The organism is Helicobacter sp. 13S00482-2, assembly GCF_002272795.1.
Lineage (GTDB): Bacteria > Campylobacterota > Campylobacteria > Campylobacterales > Helicobacteraceae > Helicobacter_J.
Window position 1 is genome coordinate 19,753 of record NZ_MLAT01000013.1, and the last position, 22,767, is coordinate 42,519.

At 33.7% G+C, this 22,767-nt stretch carries 28 protein-coding genes; 19 read left to right on the forward strand and 9 right to left on the reverse strand.

The window, feature by feature from the left end; all coding sequences use genetic code 11:
• Positions 1-7: 7 nt before the first annotated feature.
• The 3 genes from BKH42_RS06700 to BKH42_RS06710 all read right to left on the reverse strand — a co-directional run bounded on the left by BKH42_RS06700 (position 8) and on the right by BKH42_RS06710 (position 1,238).
• On the reverse strand, positions 8-352 hold the full coding sequence (locus BKH42_RS06700; RefSeq protein ID WP_095295850.1) for an arsenate reductase family protein: 345 nt from the start codon (positions 350-352) through the stop codon (positions 8-10).
• Between the two features lie 76 nt (positions 353-428).
• Entirely contained in the window at positions 429-710 is a 282-nt protein-coding gene (locus tag BKH42_RS06705; protein ID WP_095295851.1) for a hypothetical protein, read from the reverse strand.
• A 66-nt stretch (positions 711-776) separates the two neighbouring features.
• Positions 777-1,238, reverse strand: a complete 462-nt coding sequence (locus BKH42_RS06710; protein ID WP_095295852.1) for a low molecular weight protein-tyrosine-phosphatase — start codon at positions 1,236-1,238, stop codon at positions 777-779.
• A gap of 101 nt (positions 1,239-1,339) precedes the next feature.
• On the opposite strand from BKH42_RS06710, the gene BKH42_RS06715 reads away from it, so the two are divergent.
• Positions 1,340-2,479, forward strand: a complete 1,140-nt coding sequence (locus tag BKH42_RS06715; RefSeq protein WP_095295853.1) for a metallophosphoesterase — start codon at positions 1,340-1,342, stop codon at positions 2,477-2,479.
• A gap of 51 nt (positions 2,480-2,530) precedes the next feature.
• On the opposite strand, the gene BKH42_RS06720 is transcribed toward BKH42_RS06715, so the two are convergent.
• Both BKH42_RS06720 and BKH42_RS06725 read right to left on the reverse strand, forming a co-directional pair.
• Positions 2,531-3,307: an ATP-binding protein gene (locus BKH42_RS06720; protein ID WP_095295854.1), complete on the reverse strand. Its 777-nt coding sequence runs from the start codon at positions 3,305-3,307 to the stop codon at positions 2,531-2,533.
• Positions 3,308-3,323: 16 nt separating this feature from the next.
• Positions 3,324-4,664, reverse strand: a complete 1,341-nt coding sequence (locus BKH42_RS06725; protein WP_180674008.1) for an MFS transporter — start codon at positions 4,662-4,664, stop codon at positions 3,324-3,326.
• 99 nt (positions 4,665-4,763) lie between these two features.
• Between BKH42_RS06725 and rdgB the strand changes: the two genes are divergently transcribed.
• Entirely contained in the window at positions 4,764-5,408 is a 645-nt protein-coding gene (rdgB, locus tag BKH42_RS06730) for an RdgB/HAM1 family non-canonical purine NTP pyrophosphatase (protein WP_095295855.1), read from the forward strand.
• Here the strand turns inward: rdgB and BKH42_RS09925 are convergent.
• Together BKH42_RS09925 and BKH42_RS06740 are read right to left on the reverse strand one after the other, a co-directional pair.
• Positions 5,395-6,792, reverse strand: coding sequence for a methyl-accepting chemotaxis protein (locus BKH42_RS09925; protein WP_095295856.1), 1,398 nt, complete (start codon positions 6,790-6,792; stop codon positions 5,395-5,397). The genes rdgB and BKH42_RS09925 overlap by 14 nt on opposite strands.
• Positions 6,789-7,289: a PAS domain-containing protein gene (locus BKH42_RS06740; RefSeq protein ID WP_095295857.1), complete on the reverse strand. Its 501-nt coding sequence runs from the start codon at positions 7,287-7,289 to the stop codon at positions 6,789-6,791. The genes BKH42_RS09925 and BKH42_RS06740 overlap by 4 nt, the downstream gene beginning before the upstream one ends.
• A 90-nt stretch (positions 7,290-7,379) precedes the next feature.
• Here BKH42_RS06740 and truB point away from each other — a divergent pair, with 90 nt between their 5' ends.
• From truB to BKH42_RS06805, 13 genes are all read left to right on the forward strand, one after another.
• On the forward strand, positions 7,380-8,228 hold the full coding sequence (gene truB / locus BKH42_RS06745; RefSeq protein WP_095295858.1) for a tRNA pseudouridine(55) synthase TruB: 849 nt from the start codon (positions 7,380-7,382) through the stop codon (positions 8,226-8,228).
• A complete protein-coding gene (locus tag BKH42_RS06750; protein WP_095295859.1) occupies positions 8,203-8,433 on the forward strand; it encodes a carbon storage regulator in 231 nt (76 codons plus the stop codon). The genes truB and BKH42_RS06750 overlap by 26 nt, the downstream gene beginning before the upstream one ends.
• A 10-nt stretch (positions 8,434-8,443) precedes the next feature.
• Positions 8,444-9,223: a 4-(cytidine 5'-diphospho)-2-C-methyl-D-erythritol kinase gene (locus tag BKH42_RS06755; protein ID WP_095295860.1), complete on the forward strand. Its 780-nt coding sequence runs from the start codon at positions 8,444-8,446 to the stop codon at positions 9,221-9,223.
• Entirely contained in the window at positions 9,220-9,675 is a 456-nt protein-coding gene (gene smpB, locus BKH42_RS06760; RefSeq protein WP_095295861.1) for an SsrA-binding protein, read from the forward strand. Before BKH42_RS06755 ends, smpB begins: the two co-directional genes overlap by 4 nt.
• A 2-nt stretch (positions 9,676-9,677) precedes the next feature.
• Complete coding sequence (gene exbB / locus BKH42_RS06765) at positions 9,678-10,145, forward strand: TonB-system energizer ExbB (protein ID WP_095295862.1); 468 nt, start codon at positions 9,678-9,680, stop codon at positions 10,143-10,145.
• 1 nt (position 10,146) lies between these two features.
• Positions 10,147-10,542, forward strand: coding sequence for a biopolymer transporter ExbD (locus BKH42_RS06770; RefSeq protein WP_095295863.1), 396 nt, complete (start codon positions 10,147-10,149; stop codon positions 10,540-10,542).
• 83 nt (positions 10,543-10,625) lie between these two features.
• Positions 10,626-10,760, forward strand: coding sequence for a 50S ribosomal protein L34 (gene rpmH / locus BKH42_RS06775; RefSeq protein WP_095295864.1), 135 nt, complete (start codon positions 10,626-10,628; stop codon positions 10,758-10,760).
• Between the two features lie 12 nt (positions 10,761-10,772).
• The gene (gene rnpA, locus BKH42_RS06780; RefSeq protein WP_095295865.1) at positions 10,773-11,153 is read left to right on the forward strand and encodes a ribonuclease P protein component; all 381 of its coding nucleotides are present in this window, start codon (positions 10,773-10,775) and stop codon (positions 11,151-11,153) included.
• Between the two features lie 44 nt (positions 11,154-11,197).
• Positions 11,198-11,533, forward strand: a complete 336-nt coding sequence (gene yidD / locus BKH42_RS06785) for a membrane protein insertion efficiency factor YidD (protein WP_095295879.1) — start codon at positions 11,198-11,200, stop codon at positions 11,531-11,533.
• A 10-nt stretch (positions 11,534-11,543) separates the two neighbouring features.
• Positions 11,544-13,247: a membrane protein insertase YidC gene (yidC, locus tag BKH42_RS06790; RefSeq protein WP_257874281.1), complete on the forward strand. Its 1,704-nt coding sequence runs from the start codon at positions 11,544-11,546 to the stop codon at positions 13,245-13,247.
• Positions 13,244-14,128 (forward strand): Jag N-terminal domain-containing protein, encoded by an 885-nt coding sequence (locus BKH42_RS06795; RefSeq protein WP_095295867.1) that lies wholly within the window; start codon positions 13,244-13,246, stop codon positions 14,126-14,128. The genes yidC and BKH42_RS06795 overlap by 4 nt, the downstream gene beginning before the upstream one ends.
• Positions 14,125-15,495 (forward strand): tRNA uridine-5-carboxymethylaminomethyl(34) synthesis GTPase MnmE, encoded by a 1,371-nt coding sequence (mnmE, locus tag BKH42_RS06800; RefSeq protein WP_095295868.1) that lies wholly within the window; start codon positions 14,125-14,127, stop codon positions 15,493-15,495. Before BKH42_RS06795 ends, mnmE begins: the two co-directional genes overlap by 4 nt.
• Entirely contained in the window at positions 15,492-16,382 is an 891-nt protein-coding gene (locus tag BKH42_RS06805) for a hypothetical protein (RefSeq protein WP_095295869.1), read from the forward strand. The genes mnmE and BKH42_RS06805 overlap by 4 nt, the downstream gene beginning before the upstream one ends.
• A 14-nt stretch (positions 16,383-16,396) precedes the next feature.
• Here the strand turns inward: BKH42_RS06805 and ggt are convergent, their stop codons facing one another.
• Complete coding sequence (ggt, locus tag BKH42_RS06810; RefSeq protein WP_095295870.1) at positions 16,397-18,070, reverse strand: gamma-glutamyltransferase; 1,674 nt, start codon at positions 18,068-18,070, stop codon at positions 16,397-16,399.
• A gap of 193 nt (positions 18,071-18,263) precedes the next feature.
• On the opposite strand from ggt, the gene BKH42_RS06815 reads away from it, so the two are divergent.
• The 4 genes from BKH42_RS06815 to BKH42_RS06830 are packed head-to-tail and all read left to right on the forward strand — an operon-like array spanning position 18,264 to position 22,339.
• On the forward strand, positions 18,264-19,928 hold the full coding sequence (locus BKH42_RS06815) for a DNA polymerase III subunit gamma/tau (protein ID WP_095295871.1): 1,665 nt from the start codon (positions 18,264-18,266) through the stop codon (positions 19,926-19,928).
• Complete coding sequence (gene tsaE / locus BKH42_RS06820) at positions 19,925-20,338, forward strand: tRNA (adenosine(37)-N6)-threonylcarbamoyltransferase complex ATPase subunit type 1 TsaE (RefSeq protein ID WP_095295872.1); 414 nt, start codon at positions 19,925-19,927, stop codon at positions 20,336-20,338. Before BKH42_RS06815 ends, tsaE begins: the two co-directional genes overlap by 4 nt.
• A complete protein-coding gene (gene lptB / locus BKH42_RS06825; RefSeq protein ID WP_095295873.1) occupies positions 20,331-21,053 on the forward strand; it encodes an LPS export ABC transporter ATP-binding protein in 723 nt (240 codons plus the stop codon). The genes tsaE and lptB overlap by 8 nt, the downstream gene beginning before the upstream one ends.
• Before the next feature lie 2 nt (positions 21,054-21,055).
• Entirely contained in the window at positions 21,056-22,339 is a 1,284-nt protein-coding gene (locus BKH42_RS06830; RefSeq protein ID WP_095295874.1) for an RNA polymerase factor sigma-54, read from the forward strand.
• On the opposite strand, the gene BKH42_RS09525 is transcribed toward BKH42_RS06830, so the two are convergent.
• Positions 22,336-22,767 (reverse strand): hypothetical protein (locus tag BKH42_RS09525; protein ID WP_095295875.1); only part of this gene is annotated, 432 nt, incomplete at its 5' end. The genes BKH42_RS06830 and BKH42_RS09525 overlap by 4 nt on opposite strands.

Genomic DNA, 22,767 nt, shown 5'->3' on the forward strand with positions numbered 1-22,767 from the left:
ACACCAATCATTTAAAAATTTGTTCATATTTTTTATTATCAAAACCTATAATCACCTCATCATCACCAAAATTATCAATAATAGGACGCTTTAGCAACATAGGATTTTGATAACAATTCTTTATTTTAGCAGACAAATCCAAATCTAGATTTTTTAAACCTAAATTTTTATAGGTACTTCCTTTGGAATTTAAAACAATATCAATTCCTTTCTTATCTACCCATTTTTTTATTTCATCAATTTTTGGCTTTTGAATTTTTAGATCAATAAACTCATAAACAATACCTCTAGAATCTAAAAAATCTCTAGCCTTTTTAACACTACCACAATTTTTTATTCCAAATAACCTCATATTTTTATCCTTTAAATTGATTTTGATATGCTTGCAAACACCTATTAACGCTCAATAACTCGCTCATAATCGATCTTTAACAAGCGCCATCAAAATTAGGTCTTGTATAATTTTTTAAATACGATCGTGATTTTCCAAATAAAACCCTATCTTTCTTAAATTTATTTTTTATACTAGATTTCATCGTAAAATCAATCACTCCATTCAGATGTCCAGCCTCTTTCTCAAAATGTTCAAGTTCTAAAGACTTCAAATGCTCTTTTTTATCTAGCGTATATTTATTTTTATCTAAAATGGAAATGTTTTCAGATTCAATAATCTCCCAATCATCTAGGAAATTTATGATTTTATGTATCATTTTGCCTATCTTCTAAACCATCAATGGAAGTATGCAAATTTAAATAGACCTCGCTCAGCTCATATTTCATTTAATTATTCCTGATTGTTTGATCTTTTCAAAGAGATTCCTAACACCTATATCTATCATCTTATAAATACTCTCAAAACCATCCTCATCTTTATAGCCATAAGGATCAGGAATATCAGCATTTGATAGTCCAAATTCACCTAATTTTCGCACTCTTTTCTTGTCAAAACCAAGCTCAATCAAATCTGCTACATTTCCCCTATCCATACCAATAAAAAGATCAAAATGGCTATCTCCATACACGCTTACTTGCCTACTTTTCAAACCTGAAATATCGATATGATGTCTCCTAGCAATATTGATGGAGCCTTCGCAGGGACTTTCTCCACTATGCCATTTTGAAATTCCTGCGGAATCTATTTTTAGCTTTAGACTCAATTTCTTGGCATAATATTTAGCTATACCCTCAGCTAGAGGGGATCTACAAATATTTCCCAAACATACAAATAAAATATCCATACAATTCTCATCTCATAATCTTTTATTCAAACAAAAGGCTCAGTATTTAAGTTTGCGATATAATACAAGCTTTATCTAAATTTTACAAGAAAGGCAATGTTATGGAAAACACCTTTGTTTCGAACATTCATCTTTACTTTGGTTTAATTACTCTAGGAGCGTCTTTGATTGCTCACCTAATTATTTATTGGGGATTGTTTTACAAGCTAAGTAAATCTAAAATGCTTCAAAATATTTTTAAAATCTTAATTTTTTGTAATGCAATAGCTGTGATAGGCTACATTTATCTAGAAGAATATCCCTTACCTATATGGATATACACGATATTGGCATTATCAATTGGAATAGGATTTATCTTTTTTATATTCACACTTGTTTATCAACTCATCATTTTGCCTCTTCGATTCTTTTCACTCAAAAAATTACGAAAAAAGATCCAAAATACAATGCTCATAGTGTGTGTTTTATATACAGCCTATGGTATTTATGTGGGGCAAACATCACCTATTTTAGATTCTGTAACTATTCCAGTTAAAAATCTATCTAGAACACTCAAAATAATTCAGCTTAGCGATGTGCACATCAGCACACTAATGACACAAGAAAAAGTAAAAAAGATCGTAGATAAAGTCAATGCTCAAAATCCTGATGTGATTGTATTGACTGGAGATATTGTAGATACTCAAAGCAGATTTGCAAAAAAAGCCTTACAGGCACTCAAAAATCTCAAGGCGAGTTATGGCGTGTATTATGTGCTAGGAAATCACGAGTACTATCACGATATAAACGACATCATAAAAGAGCTAAAAGACATAGGATTGAATATATTAATCAATGACAACATGGCAATTGAAATTGATAAAAAACCCATCTTAAATATAGCGGGAATTGCTGATTTGATGGGAAATAAAGCTGGATTTTTAAAGCCAGATATCACAAAAGCATTACAAGGAATCAATACAACTATCCCTACCATATTCTTATCTCATCAACCAAAAATCATCTCTCAAACTCAAGATAAACCCATAGATCTTATTCTTGCAGGACATACCCACGGAGGACAGATATTTCCATTCTCCTTTGCAGTTTTGCTTGATCAGCCATTCATTAAAGGACTTCATCAACTAAGTAAGAATCAAAGCATATATATCAACCAAGGCACAAACCTTTGGGGTCCTCCAATGAGAATTGGCACTCATTATGAGATAACTGTTATTAATTTGATTCCAAGCAAACCTTAAAATTTTTTCAAATCCTAACAGCAAAATTGCTAGATAGGATTTTATATTGAATCAAAGATTCAAATAATTCTTATCGCTAAAAGTGTCGGCGTGAAGATTTGAAAAGGCACTTTTAAGTGATTTGAAAAATTCAGGATTATCCTTTTCTAACCCTAATAAAAAATTCTTCGTCGCAAGTCTTGCAATAGGCGGTTTATCTGAATCAGGTTGCTTAGCTGGACAATTGCAATCTGGAGCGGTGGGGATATTTTGGGAAGTTACAAAATCAATCGTTTGTCTTTCACGCACGTGAATGATAGGCCTGATAACCTCCAAGCCATTTTCTGCCTTATAGATAGGTGGCATACTACGCAAAGAACCATTGTAAGTGAGATTCATAAAAAAACTCTCCGCAGCATCATCTAAATGATGTGCCACAGCAACCTTATTATATCCACCTTCAATAGCTTTAGCATATAAAGCCCCTCGACGCATTCTAGAGCAAAAACTACAATAAGAACTGCCTTCTCGGCGTTTTTCTTTTATAGTATCAGCAATACTTGTATGATAGATCTCATGAGGAATACCCACTCTAGCACAAAGCTCACTGAGCCATTCAAATTTTTCACCCATCCCATAATGAATGGTGATGGCTTTAAAATCAAACTTAAAAGGTGCATGTCTGTGCATTCTCTCTAAAATACAGGCTAATAAAATCGAATCTTTCCCTCCACTCAAACCCAATAAAACCCTATCACCCTCTTTTATCAGATTATATTCTGCGTTTGTTTTACCGACGGTATTTAAAATTTTCTTACTGATTTCATATTTGCTTGGCTTATTGTCCATTTTATCCTCTTAAAGATTATTTTTTAAATTTTTGAACCAAATTCATTATCTGATCTTGGCTTTTAAAGCTAGTATCATATTTTACGATGATAATCTTTTCACTCTCATTGACATACCACTCAATCACACCTTCAACTTCATCTAATGCTTTAAATTTATCTTTTTCATATTCACTTAACAGAAGATAAATATTTTTTTGCTTGGCAGGATTTTTCAAAAATACAATCATCACCATCCATATCACACAAATACAAGCCACCAACATACCTATTTCTGCAATTCCTAACTTATAATAAAGTATCCCTCCAGCCATTCCGCCAATACAAGAACCTATGTAACCATAAGTAGTAAACATACCAAGTGCAGCACCCCTTTGATGAGCTTTGGCATACTTACTTGCTAAAGATTGCATTATAGGCTCCAAGCTTGCAAAACCTACGAAAAATACCATAATTCCAGTTATAAACAATATCGTTTTAGGAGATGAAGTATTAAAATCAGAAAAAGCAATACATGCATAAGCGATCAAAAACAGTAACACGCCATAGAGCATCACTACTTTGGCTTTACCATATTTCTCTGCGATAATACTCGCAGGACCCATAGCCAAAACTCCAAGGATAGCGCCAGGGGCATAAATCTTCCATAAATTTTCTTCAGCAAAACCAAACTCTTTTACTAAAACAAGCGGGATAATCACAAATATCAAAGTCATAAAGGTTTTTTCTAAAAAAGAGCTCAGATTAATAATCCATAAATTTTTATCCTTCAGAGTATCTTGCCAGTTTGGAATGCCTTCAAAAGAATAGGTAATTTTTGGTGTGTCAGGAACTTTAGTATAAAGCAATATCATTGAACATAAAGTTAAAAAAGCAGTGATAGCAAACAGGTAATCCACACCAAAGTTTGCCCCGATAACAGGGCCTAAAATCATCGCAATAGTAAAGCTTGAAAAGATGCCTCCACCCATAATCGCCATCGCTTTAGTTCTACTTTCTTCTCTAACCAAATCACTCACCTGAGCACTCACAACTCCCCCTACAGCTCCAGCACCTTGAATCAACCTACCTATAATCAAAAGCTCAATATTATGAGCTAATGCACAAATAATCGAACCTATCATAAAAACAAAAAGTCCTATCATCACAACCTTTTTTCTATCATAACGATCACTAGCTATTCCAATAGGAGTTTGAAATATGACTTGAGTCAAATATGCACCCCCTACGGCTAATCCTAGCATTAAAGGAGTGGCATTAAAAGTGCTTGCATACAACGAAATCACAGGCAGAACTATAAAAAGTCCTAAAAATCTAAGAACAGCAATACCTGTGAGGGGGAGAGTGGCCTTTATCATAACATAAACCTTTTTTGATGGGGGATTATTTTTAGGTATGATTATAACCCAAAAAAGTTTATAGAGATTTCTTAGAAATAAAAACAACAAAGAGCAAAAATGCATAGGATAAAAATTTTCATAGCAAGTTCAAATCAAGGCAAAATAAAAGAGATTCAAGGTATTTTCAAAGACTATACAATCATTGCAGATGCTTCAAAATTTGAGCATTTAAAAGTAGAGGAAAATGCAGATAGTTTTGAAGGCAATGCGATGATTAAAGCAAAAGCTTTAATTAATCTCATAGATGATTCTAGCAACTTCCTAGCAATGGCAGATGATAGTGGATTGTGTATAGATGGACTTGATGGAGAGCCTGGAATTTATAGTGCAAGATATGCAAATATAAAATCAGGGATTCTGGGAAATTCTTCTGATATTTCCAACATAGAATGCGTGATAGAAAATATGAAGAAAAAATCCCTCCAAAACTCAAAAGCCAAATTTGTCGCCTGCATAGCTATAATAGGAAATATCAATGGCAAACATATAGAATTTATTTCAAGAGGAGAATTAGAAGGGGAAATCATTAACAACCCTCGTGGAAAAAATGGATTTGGGTATGATCCAATTTTTATTCCTCTAGGACATTGCAAAACCCTTGGAGAGCTTGAACCAGAAGAGAAAAATAAAATATCCCATAGGAAAAAAGCTTTGGAAAAAATAAAAGACTTTTTGCATACCCATCCTTTTAACAATGACTAACTTCAAGTTTTTCAAACAATATCTTGCTTTCCTCTTCAAGTATCTGCACATCTGAAATAATATCTTTAGAAACTTCAAGAGTAATTTCTTTATCAATTGCAGAAATAGCACTCTTTGAGTGTTTATTCAACTCCGTTTTGATACCCTCAAGATCTGCAGGGGAAATAAAATCATTCAAAATGACTTTTGTGTCCTGCTTATCAAGAAGTGGAGAAATGGGATTGGTATCAAAACTTTGCGTTTGAGATTGATGGTTTAAACTTAAATAAATGTGTGATTTATACAAAATATGATCAAGTTTGGTGATGCTCAAAACCAGATATTTGGACAAATCAACAAACACATTAGCAAGCTGATTGCTACTTTGTTCCATATTTTCAAAAATTAAATTAAAATCAGTAATCTTCTCCTGAGAACTACTAGCAATTTGATGAACTTCCTCAGTACTTGCTTGAATGCTACCGACCTCTTGTTGCATCGTCTGAATGGCGATGGAGATCTCATTGGTTGCTTTTTGAGTTTTTTCCGCCAATTTCCTAACTTCATTTGCCACAACGGCAAATCCCTTGCCATTATCTCCTGCCCTAGCAGCTTCTATATTTGCATTTAATGCTAAAAGATTCGTCTGAGTAGCAATATCGACAATGAGCTCAATCACATTCCCAATATCTTGAGATTTTTGTGCAAAGCTAGAAATAGCAGCATTACTCCTATCCATCAGTGTCATCAAATTATTTATGGAATCCGTGATTGAATCAACATCATTTTTACTCTCAAAAGAAAGGTTTTTGATTTTCTCAATACGTTGATGCACTTCTTCCATCAAATTCACATCGCTACCAAGTTCTTGTGAAATTTTTGTCAAATTCTGATTTTGAGAACTAAGATTGATGCTCATCAAGGATTTTGAAAGAGCATTTTTTATATTCTCTTTAGAGTTTTTCTCTATATTTTCTAAGACCTCATTCATGCTTTCAATATTGAGCTTGAAGGTTCCTTTGAGGCCTTCTGAAATTCCCTTGCGATAAAATTCGTTTTGTGAAGATGACTTAGTAGAAGTTTTTATTTCACGCAAAAAAGCCTCAAGATGATCAGTGAGATCATTGATGTTATTAGCGATACAAACAAGCTCCTTATCACCCTTTGGCAAAATAATGCGATTTTCAAAATCCCCTTCTTTGAGTGATTGTGACATCAATAAAATTTTATTAACGATTGTTTGATTTGTGTTTTTTGCAATCAAATAAAATATTTCTAAAATCACAAGCAACACAAACATCAAACTCACTATAAAAACAGATATGAAAAAGGAGTGGAAAAAGATACTAAAAAATAAGCCAATAATAGCAATACAAATACCTGCTAAGTGGAACTTTGAATTCATTTTAGATCCTTTTGCATTTCAAGAACTATTTGGTTGTAGCTTTTTCCTAAACTCTCACAAATATCTTGAATTATCTTCGCTCCAGCACTCATTCCGCCTAGTTTTTCAGCCTCTAGCATTTGCTTATAAATACCAGAAATTTGCTCTATGGCCTTTTGATTGGGTTTTCTCCGCACAGAGTAATAACCAATAATTTTATTCTCTGAATCATAGCTAGGGGTAATGTTGGCAAATACCCAATAAAAATCTCCATATTTATTCTTGTTTTTCACAAAAGCAAAAATCTCTTTTCCATTTTGGATATAATCCCACAATAGCTTGAAAACCGCCTTTGGCATATCAGGATGCCTGATGATATTATGAGGTTTATTCAAAAGCTCTTGCTCCTCATAAAGTGCGTAGTGCAAAAAATCTTTGTTGCAATAAGTAATTTTGCCCTTCAAATCAGTTTTTGAAGTGATAAGAGTTCCAGGAGCTAAGATGAGTTCTTTTTCCAAATACGACCTCCTAATGTTTGTCACGCTTAGATTATTTCATTATTAATATAAAAATATTATTAAATATTAAAATTAAAAAAAGGATATACTTTGGACGCTCTCATGGTTGCCCACAAACCCCCTCAAATCTCAAGTAATTTTTTTCTAAGCAAACTCAAGAGAATCTATAATGTCAAAAAAGCTGGATATTCTGGGACGCTTGACCCTTTTGCTAGAGGCTGCTTGATAGTGGGGTTTGGAAACCATACAAGGCTTTTTTCTTTTATTCAAAAAAATCCTAAAGTCTATGAGGCAACTTTATGGCTAGGGGTTAAAAGCTTAAGCTTGGATATGGAAAACATTGTGAGCATTAGGGAGGTGAAAAAAATCGAAAAACAAAAAATTGAAGATATTCTAGCTTCCTTGAAGGGAAAAATTTCATACACACCTCCTAGATACAGTGCTAAGAAAATCAATGGTAAAAGATCTTATGAACTTGCACGATCGGGGATTATGTTAGAACCCTCCGTTAGCATTATGGAAATATTTGAAATAGAGCTTTTGTGCTACAACCACCCGTATTTAAGTTTTCGTGCGAGTGTTTCTGAAGGATCCTATATTAGAAGTATCGGTGAGATTATAGCAAAAGAATTGGGTGTTGATGGGGCATTATCATCACTAGAACGTATCAGTGAGGGTGATATAGTTGCAAAAGCTGGGGAAACTAGTTTTATTGATCCTTTAAAAGTTTTGAAATATCCCATTATTTCAGACTTGAGCTTACAAGTGAGAGAAAATTTATGGCTAGGAAGAAAGTTTTTACTAGAAAATCAAAAAGATGGAATCTATATAGCCAATTTTGAGGATTTTTTCTCTATAATTCAAATAAAAGAAGATGGAAGCGTCCAATATCTGCTAAATAGGATAAATAAAAATGTTGATTTTATCAAGAAAACCTGATGAAAGTATCGTTATTGGGGATAATATTACTATCAAGGTAATATCCATTGATCGAGGAAGTGTCAAACTTGGATTTCAAGCTCCTCCAAATACTCTTATCTTAAGATCTGAACTAAAAGAAGCTATCGCCTCAGAAAACAAAAAAGCCTCTGTTGATATCAGCAATGATACTCTAGATAGCATTGGCAAACATATTAAACACTGAAGAATAAAAATTGATTTTTGATGTATTTCCAAAAATAAATATTTTTTTAAAACTCACAGGAGTTCAAGGCTCTTACCACACTATTTCTTCGAGATTTATGTTGGTTTTTGGAGATTTGAAGGATGTAATTGAAATAAAGCCATCAGAAAAGTTTTCTCTAAAAGGTGATTTTAACTGCGAAATGCAAGATAATCTCATTTATCGCTCAATTGCAGAACTTAAAAAGTTTTTAGAACATAAGAAAATCAAATCATCTATGCTTGAATGTCTCAATATTGAGGTTGAAAAAAAAATCCCAAAAGGTGCAGGACTAGGTGGAGGAAGTGCTGATGCGGGAATGTGCTTAGTAAAAATCAATGAGTTATTTCATCTTGGTCTTACTCAAAAACAATTGCATTACATTGGAATGAAAATAGGCTCTGATGTAGGTTTTTTTGTGAGTGGATATAGCGGTGCAAACGTTTCAGGAATAGGTGAAATGATTCAAAAATATGAAGAAGAAACTTGTGTGTTTGAAATTTTTACGCCAAATATTTTCTGTGATACCAAAAAAGTATATTCACAATACGATAAAAATATCCCCTTACAAGAGTATGATTTTGCAAAAACCCTTCAATCTAGCTCAACTAAACAAATTCTATCTTTATATCAACGCGAACAACTCAATGATTTGTTCCTTCCTGCTATAAATCTATATCCAGAATTAAATGAAATACAAAAAAATTTAGGCAAGGATTGGTATTTTAGTGGTAGTGGGAGTAGTTTTTTTAGATTAAAGGACAAGAAGTGATCATAGCAAGAAATAAAAAAGCTTTTTTTGATTACGAAATATTAGAAAAACTAGAGGCGGGGATTTCTTTATTTGGTTCAGAAGTAAAAGCCTTGCGTCAAGCTAGAGTAAATCTGAAAGATAGTTTTGTTAAAATCATAAAGAATGAAGCATTTTTATTTGGAATGCATATTTCATACCTAGATACGACAAACCCATATTACAAGCCCAATGAAAAGCGTGATAGAAAATTGCTTTTGCACAAAAAACAAATTGACAAACTCTTTGGGCAAGTTAGTTTGCAAGGACTCAGTATCGTGCCTTTGAAGATTTATTTCAACAATAAAAACAAGGCAAAGGTTGAAATTGCACTTGTCAAAGGTAAAAATCTTCATGATAAGCGAGAGAGTATCAAGAAAAAAATACTCGATAAAGAAGCACTAGCGAGTTTAAAAAATTACTACAAAGGTTAGCAATGAAAGAATGGCTTGATTATGGAATCTTGATTTTTTTAGGATTTCTATCTATTATCGTGATTGCAATAGGTATTGAAAGAGTTTGGTTTTATGCAACGCTGAGAGTTGATGATTACTTAGATAAACGGGAACTTGAACTCGATTTGCACAGAAGACTTACTCTGATCGCTACTATCGGTTCAAATGCCCCATATGTTGGACTTTTAGGAACCGTAGCAGGGATTATGATTACCTTCGTAGATATAGGCTCTAATTCATTTGTAGATACAAAAGCCATTATGGTGGGACTTGCTCTGGCATTAAAAGCAACTGGAATGGGTCTTATCGTAGCTATTCCTTCAATTGTCATATACAATATGTTGGTACGCAAAAGTGAGATCATCATCACAAAGTGGGATATTTATCACAACCCACCCACCCAAACAAAAATTTCTCCTAAGCGTTTAGATACAAATTCTAAGGAATAAGATGAAAAAAATGGATTCAATGAATTTAGTTCCTTTCATAGATATTGTACTTGTGCTTTTGGTCATTGTCTTGACAACAGCATCTTTTGTGAGTACTTCAAAACTCCCTATCAATATTCCAAAAGTAGATCAAAATTCTTCAAGAAATCAAGAGGATATGAAAAAAAAACAAGTTAATATCACCATTAACAATGATGGAAAGTATTATATAAATGACAAACAGGTGAGTTTTGATGAACTCAAAGCATCTGTAAGTTCATATGCTAAAGACACTCCGATTGTTTTACAAGGCGATAAAAATAGCAATCTTGATAGTTTTGTAAAAATTCTTGATCTTTTACAAATCAATGACCTCAAGGAGCTCTATATTCTAGTTGAAGATAAAGATAATCATTAAGGGACTTCGGGATTTTTCCAAAGTTTATTTAAGTAAAAAGACTATATAATACGAGCTTTATTTTATCTCAAGGGACATATCAAATGAAACGTACATACCAGCCACACAATACTCCAAGAAAGAGGACGCACGGCTTCAGGGTTAGAATGAAAACCAAGAATGGTAGAAAAGTTATTAGTGCCAGAAGAGCAAAGGGACGTAAAAGACTTGCTATTTAGTGCGGTTAAAGCGTGAATTCTCTGAAAAACAAAAAAGAATTTGATCTAGTGTATAAAAAAGGCACTAGGAGATACTCAAAGTATTTCACACTTTATTTTCTAGGGTTGGATTCTAGATCACCCCTATTACAAAACAGAGAAAATGAAGATGATTTTTTACTCGGCCTGAGTGTTTCTAAAAAAGTTGGAAAAGCAACAAAAAGAAATCTTATTAAGCGTAGAGTTAGGTCTTTGTGTAGAGAACATCAAGAAATTTTCAAAAATCATGCAATGGTTTTTGTCGCAAAAAATGGTATCATTGAAATTCCTTATAAGGTTTTCCAACAAGATTTTTTAACCTCTGTAAAGGGATTGTTTTCCTCAATTCCTTCTGTGTATGGGAGCAAGAGTTGAAAGAGAATCAAATCAAAGTAGCCAACAAAAATGTTAAACCTTTTATGTTTTCTTTTTTAAAAGTATTTATTTCTTTCTATCAAAAGTACATCTCTCCACTTTTACCAAAAAGCTGTCGATACTATCCAACTTGCTCACAATACGCTCTTTGGAGCATTCAGTTTAACCATCCTCTTTTTGCATTTTATAAGATTTTACTAAGAATTTTAAGATGCAATCAGTTATTTTTAGGTGGGATTGACTATCCTATCGGGAATTGGTTTTTAAAAGGAGATTTTTTATCTCCGCAAAAAATTGATTTTTGGCTTGTTCCTATTGAGAAACATACTCAAAACGGACATGCTAAGAAAATCAAATTTTATATTATCAAGTCATTATAGAGGTGCAAAGGTGAAACAAGATAACAATTTGAGAATTATTTTAGTAGTGGCGATTTCGTTTTTATTTATTATGGTCTATAGCTATTTTCAGAAACCAGCTCAACCTATAGAAAAGGCAATTCAGGAAAAAGCAACCTTAACGCCAAATGCTGCACCCAGTAGCCTTGTTAGCAAAAATATAGCTCTTAGCACAGTCCCTAATACTCAAAATTTAAATTCAGATATTTTCAATCCAAATAAAATTATCGCAACGATCAATTCTAAAGACGTTGAAATTCAGATAGATTCATTAGGGCGTATCTCACAATTTTATCTCAAAGACAAAAAATTTACTGCCCCTAGACAAGAGGGGTTCATAGATCATATCAAAAGGCTTTTTGGTTTTGCTAAAAAGCCTCAAGAAGTCATCACAAAATTACCTCTTTTGGGAGATACTCTTCCCAAACCATTAGAAATGAGATTTTCAGATATTGCTACAAACAATCAAGCCTTTGAGGTTCCTTATAAGGCTTCAATGGACTCTATTGAGCTTACAACCACTCCTCAAACATTGGTTTTGACTCAAAATTTAAATAACCTTGTTATAAGAAAAATCATCACTTTTTATCCTGATCTAAAATATAAAATCAAACTTGAAGTAAGCAATCCTGTTCCTTACGTCATCTCTAGTGGCACAAGACCTGTTGCAGATGCAGATGGATATGCATTTCACGGGGTTTTGCTTAAAGATAGCGAAGATAAGATAGAAAAAGTCGAAGATAAAAAAGCAGATGAGAAATCTCAACCCTATGTAGGAGCAAAATTTATAGCAAGTGTCGATAGATACTACACTTCCTTATTCTTTACAACTTCGCCCAAAGGATTTGATGCCATCATTGATTCAGAGATTGGCACAAAAAATCCAATGCCATTTGTAGCCTTCAATGGAAATGCAGACTTTGAGGGCTATATTGGGCCTAAAAATTACAAAGAACTCAAAGAAATCAATCCAAATTTAACCGATGTTGTTGAATACGGAATCATTACTTTTTTTGCCAAACCTGTATTTTTACTCTTGAATTTCCTTCATAGCTATACCTTAAATTGGGGATGGGCTATTATATTGCTCACCTTAATAGTGCGAATTATCTTATTCCCATTGAGTTATAAGGGGATGGTCAGTATGCAAAAGCTAAAAGAAGTTGCACCAAAAATGAAAGAACTTCAAGCAAAATACAAAGATGATCCTCAAAAACTCCAATCTCAGATGATGCAGCTATACAAAAAACACGGTGCAAACCCAATGGGTGGATGCCTACCCTTGATTTTACAAATTCCTGTATTTTTTGCCATCTATCGAGTGCTTTATAATGCCGTCGAACTCAAAAGTACAGGATGGATTTTATGGATTCACGATTTATCTGTAATGGATCCTTATTTTGTTCTTCCAATTTTAATGGGTGTTTCAATGTATATGAGTCAAGTACTCACTCCTAATACTATTGCAGATCCTACACAAGCGAAGATTTTTAGACTTCTTCCTGTTGTCTTCACATTATTTTTAATCACATTTCCTGCAGGATTGGTGCTTTATTGGACAGTAAATAATATCTTTTCCATTCTCCAACAACTTATCATTAATCGCATGATGGAAAGGAAAAAAGCCTTAGAAATTGCAGAGCACAAACATCATCACATTGAAGTTGAAAAAAACCACAAAGAGAAAACAAAATGAAAAAAGTTGTTGCAAAAACTCTTCAGGAAGCTATAACCCAAGCCTCTTTAGATCTGGGTTGTTCTGTCACTGAACTTGATTATGAAATCATTCAAACCCCTTCTAGCGGATTTTTTGGTATGGGTAAAAAAGATGCCATCATTGTCGCTACTATCATAAAAGACTCAAATGCACTAGGGAATAATAAAGATGATGATATACCGAAAAAAGAAATAACTCCTCAAACATCTATCGCGACACAAAATCAAAAAAATTCTCTAGAAAATACTGATGAGAACTTTGATTATGAAGAACATAAAAAATCTCGTCCTTCTTATTTTGATCATCATCTAGCTACAAATTCTCAAAAAACTTCTCACCATCAATTTGAAATGAACAAAAGCGATATTGACGAAACATTCTTTAAAGAAATACAAGACCCTCAAGAAATCACTCAAGAAATTGAAGATGAGGTTAAAATGCTGTTTGCTTCAATGCCTTATAAAATCAACAAAATAGAAGTTGGAATCTATGATAGTCAAACTATTCTTATTACTCTAGATGGAGATGATTCTGCACTCATGATTGGTGAAAAAGGATACCGCTATAAAGCATTATCCTATTTGCTTTTCAACTGGATTCAACCTAAATATGGCTATAACATCCGCCTAGAAATTGCACAGTTTTTAAAAAATCAAGAAGAAGCCATTGATATTTATTTACAAAATGTCATCTCGACAATAATACAAACAGGAAAAGCACAAACAAAACCATTAGATGGCGTACTTGCTTATATTGCACTCAAAAAACTTCGAGAGACTTTTCCAAACAAATATGTTTCCTTCCGAATTAATGCACAAGATGAACGTTATATTGTAGTCAATGATTTCATTAAATCATGAATGAAAATAATACGATTGTAGCTATTTCTACCCCCATAGGCATTGGAGCAACCGCCATTGTTAGAATGAGTGGTAAAAAAGCCCTTCAAATCGCTTTAGAAATAACCAAAAAAACCAATTTTTCTCCCAGATACGCTACCTTATGTTGTGTCTATAACAATAAAGATGAAATACTTGATGAAGTTATCGTGATTTATTTTAAAAACCCCGCTAGCTATACACGAGAAGATGTCTGTGAGATACAGTGTCATGGTGGAATCATCGCAGCAAAAATGATCTTACAAGTATGCTTAGAAAAAGGTGCGACTTTAGCTGCACCTGGAGAATTCAGCAAAAGAGCATTTTTAAATGGCCGTATTGATTTTTCTCAAATCAACGCACTTTCCAAAATCATTCAATCCACGAGCGAAAAAGCATCAAAAATATTAGCCAAGCAACTTAAAGGAGAATTAGGAAAATTTGTAGATAACTTGAGAGAAGATCTCTTGCGTGTTCTTGCTTATAGCGAAGTAATGATTGATTATGGTGAAGAGGATATTCCTGCGGATATTATCAGTAATATTGACTCTCAAATTCAAAAAATACAAAATCTACTCAAGTCTGTTTATGAATTTTCAAAAATGAGGCAAGGAATCATTGATGGCCATCATATGAGCATCATTGGAAAACCAAATGTGGGCAAGAGTTCAGTTTTAAATGCTATTTTACTCTATGATAGAGCCATCACAAGCCCTATAGCAGGAACCACAAGGGATACTATTGAAGAAAATATTAACATTGAAGGCAATATCATTCGCATCATTGACACTGCTGGGATTAGGAAAACCCAAGACGAAATAGAATCCTTAGGAATCACAAAAAGTATCAACTCTATCTTCCAAAGCGACATTATTTTAGCAGTATTTGATTCATCGAGAATCCTAGATAATGAAGATATGGAAATCATAAGACTTCTAAACACTCAAGAAAATAAACATTGCATCATCACATTAAACAAAAGTGATTTGCCCCCTATGTTTGAGCTAAAAGACATAGAAGAATTAATACAAATCCCTTATGAAGGCATCAAAATCAGCACAAAAACCCCCGAAAAATGTGCCTTAGCACTCAAAGAGATTTTTGCTAAAATCTTAGCAAAAGATGAAATAGGTGATGAAATACTTTTGACCTCAGAATTTCAACTACAAGCAATCAAAAAGGCAATCTGTAGTCTTGAAAATGCAAGTGATGTATTTAAAAATCTTGAACTTGAATTGTTTTCATATAATATAACAGAGGCCATTACAAATATTTGCAACATCACTCAACCTTATGAAATCTCAGAAATGTTTGATAAGATGTTTGGAGAATTCTGTCTGGGCAAATGAATATTTTTAAAACTCCCTCTAGGATTGAAAGAGTCATTTGGCAAGATAGAGAGTTTTATATTAAACGTGATGATCTCCTCCATCCCTTTATTAATGGCAATAAAGCTAGAAAATTCAAAGGATTATTAGAACTAGATTTACAAAAAAACCTGCTTGTGAGTTATGGGGGAAATCAATCCAATGCGATGCTTACGCTATCTTATATTTCAAAACTAAAAAATTATAAATTTATTTATATCACCCCACCCTTACCTGAACTTTTAATGCGTGCACCTCAAGGAAATTATGCAATCGCACTCAAAAATGGAACAGAATTTGAGTTTTACAAACCACCCAACAAGCGATCTGATGTTGATGCGCTCAAACAAAGAGCAATAGAAATTGCTCAGACTTATAATGGTCTTTTTATTCCTCAAGGAGGTGCTTGTGATTTAGCAAAAATCGGCATAAAAGATCTGGCTTTAGAACTTCAAGAGGACACAAAAAACTTTAAAAATCCTGTATTTTTCTATGTTTCAGGAAGCGGTGCGAGTGCGGGTTATCTTTGTGATTTTTTACCTTCTGTTTTTACCATAGCTAGTGCAGGAAATGAAAAATATCTCACAGAGTTATTGTTAAATATAGGAATTTCCAAACTACCCAATATATTAGGATTGCAAACAAAAATTCCTTTTGGAAAACCTGATATTAGACTTTGGAAAATCTATGAAGAATGGCTAGAGCTAGGGATTGAATTTGATTTGATTTATGACTGCTTAGGCTGGATGTGTGTGAAGGAAAATCTAAGTATATTTAAAAATAAAGAGATTATTTTTATCCATTCAGGCGGATTGAGTGGGAATCCCACTCAAATACAACGTTACAAAAACAAAGGACTGATCTCATAACCTTTCTAAGAAAATTAAAATTCCTTTCTAGGATCGCCCGAACCATACATTGTGTGATTTTTAAAATCAATAACAATCGCATTCACATCGCCCATCACAGGTTTTGTAACGATTTTATAACCCATTTTTTCTAGATTGTCTTTTACATCTTCGCTCATTCCATATTTTTCAATCCTAATCTCATCAGGAAGCCATTGCATATGAAATCTAGGTGCTGATATGGCTTCAGAAATATCCATCTTGTGATCAATAACATTTGAAATCACTTGCAAGACGGTCGTGATAATCCTAGCTCCACCTGGACTCCCTACTACCATAAACAATTTACCATCTTTTAATACGATAGTAGGAGACATAGAGCTAAGAGGTCGTTTATTGGGCTCTATTGCATTTGCATCTCCTCCTACCAATCCATAAAGATTAGGTGTTCCAGGCTTGATAGAAAAATCATCCATTTCATTATTGAGTAAAAATCCTGCTCCATCTACCGCCGCTGCACTTCCATAAGAAGCATTAATGGTATAAGTCACACTCACAGCATTGCCCCACTTATCAGCTACAGAATAATGCGTGGTGTTATGTCCTTCGTGAATCTGTTTTAATCCTGGATTGATTTTAGAACTCGCAGTAGCCTTATTTGGAGAGATTTTTGCATAAATTTCTTTAGCATAAGCCTTGTTAATGAGATGATTTACAGGAACTTTTACAAAATCAGGATCACCCATGAATACAGATCTATCTGCATATGCTTGACGCATTGCTTCTGCCATTATATGTATGGTTTTACTTGCACCAAAGCCTAGTTTTTCAATATTTGCATTCTCCATAACATTTAATATTTCTATAATATGAGTTCCTCCAGAACTTGGAGGTGCCATAGATATGATTTCATAACCACGATAATTTCCAATCACAGGCTTTCTCCAAACCACATTATAATTTTTCAAATCCTCTTTTGTGATGATGCCTCCATTTTTTGCCATATCTTTAGCGATAAGATCAGCTATTTTACCCTCATAAAAAGCCTTTGAACCTTCTTTTTGAATGAGTTTAAGAGTATTTGCCAAATCTTTTTGGACAAAAAGTTCGCCCTCTTTATAGGTACTTCCATCCTTTTTTAAGAAATATTTCCTTGATGAAGAAAACTTAGCAAAATCCTTCTTTGCTTCAAGCATTGTCTCACTCTGTCTTTGAGTGATAACAAAACCATTTTCAGCTAGGGCTATGGCAGGAGCAATCAATTCAGCGAGTTTCTTGGTGCCATATTTTTCAAGCATTGCACTCATTCCAGCTACACTTCCAGGAACTCCAGCACCAAGATAACCGATGGTACTAGCCTCAGGAATTACATTTCCTTTTTTATCCAAGTACATATCTCTTGTTGCTTTAATCGGAGCTTTTTCTCTAAAATCTAAAGTAATATTTTCTCCATTGGCTAGATGAATAACAGCAAATCCACCCCCTCCAATGTTCCCCGCTGCTGGATGAACAACTGCCAATGCATAGCCTACGGCCACCGCCGCATCAATGGCATTCCCACCATTATCTAAAACTTCTTTTCCTATTTTGTTTGCCAAAATATGACTTGACATTGCAAGTCCTGTGGTCGTATCCTTGATGGGGGGATAACTCGCAGCATTCAGCAGACATACAAAAACACTTAGTACTAAAATCTTCATTATTTTCATTTCTATCCTTATTTGTGGTATGGTTTGACATCACATTTTAACAGCAACCCAAATTTTATTCAAGAGTAACCTAGCATTTTAAGGAATCAAAAGAATTTTTGGAACATCAAAATCACCCAAAAAATATTTTTTGATTTGTTTTATAGTTAAAATAATATAAAATCTACTAAACAAAATTTTCAAAAGGCTCCTAATGGCTCTTGCTTTGGCTCTAAAATACCGACCTACTAGCTTTTCAGACTTGATTGGACAAGAAAGTGTTTCTCAAACCCTATCTTCAGCCTTAGATCACAATAGGATCTCACATGCTTATTTATTCAGTGGGCTTAGAGGAAGTGGAAAAACAAGTTCAGCAAGGATATTTTCACGAGCATTGCAGTGCGAAAAAGGTCCTACGAGCTCACCTTGTGGGGAGTGCGATAATTGTAAATCAGCTCTTGAAAATCGTCATCTTGATATTATTGAAATGGATGCTGCCTCAAGTAGAAAAATTGATGATATCAGAGATCTGATAGAACATACCAAGTATCGCCCTAGCTATGGTAGATATAAAATTTTTATTATCGATGAAGTTCATATGCTCACAAAAGAAGCTTTCAATGCGCTTTTAAAGACATTAGAAGAACCTCCTGAATATGTTAAATTCATTTTAGCTACAACCGATCCACTCAAACTCCCTGCCACAATCTTGAGTAGGACGCAACATTTTAGATTCAAAAAAATCCCTCATAAAGCTGTACTGACACATATTTCAAATATATTAGATAAAGAAAATGTCACTTATGAACCTCAGGCACTAGAAATCATCACAAGAAGTGGATCAGGAAGTTTGCGAGATACTTTAACCATAACCGACCAGGCAATAAGCTTTTGCAACAAGCACATCACAACAACCAAAATCACGGAAATGCTAGGTGTAGTTGATCCCCAAACATTGCAAACATTTTTTGAGGCAATTTTTCATCAAGATGAAGCAAAACTTCAAAATAGTCTTTTGCTTTTAGAAGAGTATGAATGCGAGATGATTATTGATGAAATGATGATGTTTTTAAAAGAAGCTCTGAGCTCCAAAAATAAAGACTTTCCAGTCATTATCGTGGATAGATTTTTACGTATTTTAGCTGAAAGCAAGTATTTACTCAACATCAATTCAGATGGGAGTTTTGTATTATTATTGCTAAGTTTAAAAATGCAAGAAGCTACAAAACTTAGAGATATTGATTCAATGATCAAAGAATTAGAATCAAGTGTTTTTTCAGACAAGCCCAAAATTCAAACAAATACACCAGCGATAAACCCTATTCATACACAAGCATCTACTCCAACTCCCAACTCAAATACAAATACTCTTCCTGTAGAAAACAACAATGCAATATTTGGCAAACTAATTGCTAAAATCTATGATAGAAGTCAGCAACTTGGGGAGATTTTTGAAAAAAATATTGAATTTATTTCTTTTGAAGAAAATGTGTTGAATTGGAAGTCCTCTGCTCAAGGAGAAGATAAAGAAATACTCAGGCAAAATTATGTCCATATCAAAAACATTGTGCAGGAAATATTTGGAATCTACACAAAAATAAACCCTATTCAAAGCCAAAACCTCCCAAAAAACTTGCATAATTCAGGAGAACAAGGAAACTCCTCAGATGTTCAAACATCTCCAATCAACCCAGACTTTACCCCATCACAAGAAGCTATCAAACCTCTCCCATCAAAAGAACCTATAAACCCCCCTGAATCACAAGAAGCTATTTATCAAAAATTCATAGAAGAAAATAAAGAATTGATAAAAAGTGCAAAAATCAATCTAGGTATCACAGAAATAACTATCATTGAGAACAAGAAGGAAAACCATTGAAGGAGTTTTGTTTAGATCTTAAAAATTTACATACACTCATAGAAGAAATCAAAAATATTGTAAAAGAAGGCAATAATATTTTTTTATTAAGAGGAGATTTAGCAAGTGGAAAAACAACGCTTGTGAGAGAATATGTGAAGTCCTTTTATCCTGATGAAGATGTAACTTCGCCAACATTTAGTATTCAACACCAATATGGTGAGATATTTCACTACGATTTTTACAATCATTCCCTAGAAGAACTTTTTAATCTTGGACTTTTAGAATGGCTTGAAAATAAAGGAGTGCATTTTATAGAGTGGGGAGATGAACACGTAGAAAAAATATTGAAAACTAATGGATACAATATGTGCGTGATTGAAATCTTCAAACTCCAAACCAATCGAACCTATAGGATACAAAATGGATAAACTCAAAGCTCAAAACCTGAGCAAACAAATTAAAAAAACAAAAATCGTGCATGATGTATCTATTGAAGTTCATAGTGGTGAAGTTGTAGGACTTTTAGGCCCCAATGGTGCAGGTAAAACAACTACATTTTATATGATATGTGGGTTATTGAAACCTAGTGGAGGAAAGGTTTTTTTAAATGATACAGATCTTTCAGGCTATCCCTTACACAAACGATCCAATATGGGAATTGGATACCTTCCTCAAGAATCAAGCATTTTCAAAGATTTAACTGTGGAAGATAATCTAGCTTTAGCATCAGAAACCACTCTAAAAAATACCAAAGAAGCTCAAAACAAGATAGAACAAATGCTTGAAGCATTTAACATATCTCCCATCAGACATCGAAAAGGTTTGAGCTTAAGCGGTGGAGAAAGACGGAGGGTTGAAATAGCAAGAGCACTCATCAAAGATCCTAAGTTTATCTTGCTAGATGAACCTTTTGCAGGGGTTGATCCTATTGCAGTTATTGACATACAAAAAATTATCGAACAACTCGTGGCTTTAAATATTGGAGTGCTCATCACTGACCACAATGTTAGAGAAACACTTTCGGTTTGTCATCGTGCCTATGTGATTAAAAGTGGTTCTTTACTTGCTAGTGGAGATAGCGAACAAATATATCAAAATCCATTAGTAAAAAAATACTATTTGGGTGAAAACTTTAAGGTATAGTAATGGCACAAGGGGCTAAATTACGTCAAAATATCACTGTCAAAACAAAACTATCAACAACATTAAAAAGTTGGCTTCCCATTCTTCAAAGCAGTGTCTTAGAAATGGAACAAACCATCAGTGAATACGCCAAAGAAAACCCTTATATCAATATTCAAAGCACAATTGTGGAGGATTTTAGCTCTAAACTCAAAAAACCCTATCCAAATACCCCATTAAAAAACTCTATGAGTGAGAAAATCGAGTCAATGAGCATCCAAGAAAAAAGTCTTTATGAAATTTTAAATGAACAGATTGTTCCACCTCTTTTTCCCACAGAAATCTCAGTAAGAATTGCTCAAGATATTATTGATAATATCAACGAAGAAGGTTATTTTGAAGCACAAGAGAGCAAACAAGCCAATGATCTTGGTATAAGCGTTGAACAATACAATAAGATCAGGCAACGATTTGCCTATCTTGAACCTAAGGGAGTGGGTGCAAAAGATGTGATTGAATCTTTTTTGTTTCAACTTGAAGAGGAACAAGAGATTGAAGATTGCATCTATGAATTGTGTGTCAAAATCATCACCGACTTAAGCAATCACAAAAAATATAGCTCTAATGCCCACTATGCTGAGGCTATGAAAGTAATCCATACCTTTAAAAATCCTCCTGCTTTGGCTTTCACACAACAAGAGGCTTTTGTAATTCCTGATGTATTGGTGCAACAAATAGATGGGGAAATCCAAGTGATGATCAATGATGATTATTATCCAAGTGTGAGTATTGATATGATAACAATGAAAAGTCCCGATGCAAAGCAATATCTCAAGGTAAAACTAAAAGAAGCTAGAGATTTAATTGACGCACTAGATATGAGAAAACAAACTATCAGGAAGATTGGCCTGATGATCGTAGAATATCAGTATGATTTTTTTATGGGAGGAGAGATGAAACCAATGCGTCTAAAAGATATTGCAGATGAATTTGGTCATTCTCCTAGCACCATCTCTAGAGCTATTTCAAATAAATATTTAGAATGCTCAAGGGGCATATTGCCCATAAAAAGTTTTTTCACCACTGCTATTGATGGGGACACTTCTAATGCTTCTATCAAGGATTTTATTGGAGAAATCATCAAAAATGAAAATCACAAAAAACCCCTCAGTGATGTAAAAATACTCCAAATGATTGAAGAGAAATTTCAATTAAAAATGGTAAGAAGAACTATCACAAAATATCGCAAACAACTGAATATCGGAAGCTCAAGCGAACGCAAAAAATTATACGAAATAAGCCTTTAATAAAGAGTAGCCATAGAACCATTTGAAAGATAATCAATCATCTCTAATTTCTGCACAAGCGTTGTGATAAGACCCTTCATTTCCATACTAAGATAATCATTTTTTATGATTTTATTAAACTCATCAAAATTCAATTTCGGACTTTGTTTTGCCAAAAAATCCACCGCTATCATATCATCAGCATTCAAAATATTTTCTTGTTTTAATCTTCTAGCCATACTCACAAATGAATCAACATCTTTAAGGCCGCCATTAACGATGTCTTTTGCAGCTAGTATTTTGGAATACTCCAAAGATGGTGTGAAGCCATCTTGAATATCTTTTATCTCAAAAGTAGCAAGATTTCCTTCAATAGGTTTATCTAAAGGGATGATTGGAGAAATACTCTCTTTGTAACGATGATGAAAGATGTCTTGGATACTTGTAAG

What these genes read in the sequence shown, in the direction of transcription:
- BKH42_RS06720 (WP_095295854.1), bottom strand. Translation starts at nt 3,307, where the DNA reads ATGGACAATAAGCCAAGCAAATATGAAATCAGTAAGAAAATTTTAAAT.
- mnmE (WP_095295868.1), top strand. Translation starts at nt 14,125, where the DNA reads ATGAATGAAAATAATACGATTGTAGCTATTTCTACCCCCATAGGCATT.
- BKH42_RS06795 (WP_095295867.1), top strand. Translation starts at nt 13,244, where the DNA reads ATGAAAAAAGTTGTTGCAAAAACTCTTCAGGAAGCTATAACCCAAGCC.
- BKH42_RS06725 (WP_180674008.1), bottom strand. Translation starts at nt 4,664, where the DNA reads ATGATAAAGGCCACTCTCCCCCTCACAGGTATTGCTGTTCTTAGATTT.
- rdgB (WP_095295855.1), top strand. Translation starts at nt 4,764, where the DNA reads ATGCATAGGATAAAAATTTTCATAGCAAGTTCAAATCAAGGCAAAATA.
- lptB (WP_095295873.1), top strand. Translation starts at nt 20,331, where the DNA reads ATGGATAAACTCAAAGCTCAAAACCTGAGCAAACAAATTAAAAAAACA.
- BKH42_RS06770 (WP_095295863.1), top strand. Translation starts at nt 10,147, where the DNA reads ATGAAAAAAATGGATTCAATGAATTTAGTTCCTTTCATAGATATTGTA.
- BKH42_RS06710 (WP_095295852.1), bottom strand. Translation starts at nt 1,238, where the DNA reads ATGGATATTTTATTTGTATGTTTGGGAAATATTTGTAGATCCCCTCTA.
- BKH42_RS06750 (WP_095295859.1), top strand. Translation starts at nt 8,203, where the DNA reads ATGTTGATTTTATCAAGAAAACCTGATGAAAGTATCGTTATTGGGGAT.
- BKH42_RS06715 (WP_095295853.1), top strand. Translation starts at nt 1,340, where the DNA reads ATGGAAAACACCTTTGTTTCGAACATTCATCTTTACTTTGGTTTAATT.
- BKH42_RS06815 (WP_095295871.1), top strand. Translation starts at nt 18,264, where the DNA reads ATGGCTCTTGCTTTGGCTCTAAAATACCGACCTACTAGCTTTTCAGAC.
- BKH42_RS06705 (WP_095295851.1), bottom strand. Translation starts at nt 710, where the DNA reads ATGATACATAAAATCATAAATTTCCTAGATGATTGGGAGATTATTGAA.
- ggt (WP_095295870.1), bottom strand. Translation starts at nt 18,070, where the DNA reads ATGAAAATAATGAAGATTTTAGTACTAAGTGTTTTTGTATGTCTGCTG.
- BKH42_RS06805 (WP_095295869.1), top strand. Translation starts at nt 15,492, where the DNA reads ATGAATATTTTTAAAACTCCCTCTAGGATTGAAAGAGTCATTTGGCAA.
- exbB (WP_095295862.1), top strand. Translation starts at nt 9,678, where the DNA reads ATGAAAGAATGGCTTGATTATGGAATCTTGATTTTTTTAGGATTTCTA.
- BKH42_RS06830 (WP_095295874.1), top strand. Translation starts at nt 21,056, where the DNA reads ATGGCACAAGGGGCTAAATTACGTCAAAATATCACTGTCAAAACAAAA.
- yidD (WP_095295879.1), top strand. Translation starts at nt 11,198, where the DNA reads ATGTTTTCTTTTTTAAAAGTATTTATTTCTTTCTATCAAAAGTACATC.
- BKH42_RS09925 (WP_095295856.1), bottom strand. Translation starts at nt 6,792, where the DNA reads ATGAATTCAAAGTTCCACTTAGCAGGTATTTGTATTGCTATTATTGGC.
- BKH42_RS06700 (WP_095295850.1), bottom strand. Translation starts at nt 352, where the DNA reads ATGAGGTTATTTGGAATAAAAAATTGTGGTAGTGTTAAAAAGGCTAGA.
- rpmH (WP_095295864.1), top strand. Translation starts at nt 10,626, where the DNA reads ATGAAACGTACATACCAGCCACACAATACTCCAAGAAAGAGGACGCAC.